Below are 552 nucleotides of genomic sequence, written 5' to 3'. Positions count from 1 at the left end.
GAGCAGCCGGACCTGAAGGCCCCCTTCACCTTCGCGGTGACCGCGCCCGAGGGGTGGACGGTGCTCAGCAACGGCGACCGGGACGGCGAGAGCACGCCGGCCGAAGGCGGCGGCACGCACACCCGTTTCGTACCGACCAAGCCGATCTCCACGTACATCACCGCCGTCGTCGCCGGCCCGTACCACTACGAGCGCGACCACTACAGCCGCGCCCTGCCCGACGGCAGCACGCTGGAGATCCCGCTGGGCGCTCTCTGCCGCAAGGGCCTGGCCAGGCACTTCGACGCGGACGACATCTTCACCGTCACCAAGCAGGGGCTCGACTTCTTCCACGAGCGGTTCGACTTCCCGTACCCGTTCGGCAAGTACGACCAGGCGTTCGTGCCCGAGTACAACATCGGCGCGATGGAGAACCCGGGCTGCGTCACCTTCCGCGAGGAGTACATCTTCCGCGGCAAGGTCACCCAGGCGTCGTACGAGGCCCGCAGCAACACCCTGCTGCACGAGATGGCCCACATGTGGTTCGGCGACCTGGTCACCATGGAGTGGTGG

At 67.8% G+C, this 552-nt stretch carries 1 protein-coding gene; it reads left to right on the top strand.

Annotated features, from left to right (window positions below; genetic code table 11):
- On the top strand, positions 1–552 hold a 552-nt coding region (locus tag KUM32_RS38280), incomplete at both ends, for a M1 family aminopeptidase (protein ID WP_302185244.1).

This window comes from Streptomyces sp. AC627_RSS907 (genome assembly GCF_019049165.1).
Note: the sequence above shows the minus strand (reverse complement) of the source record. Positions and strands in the feature narration are given on the sequence as shown.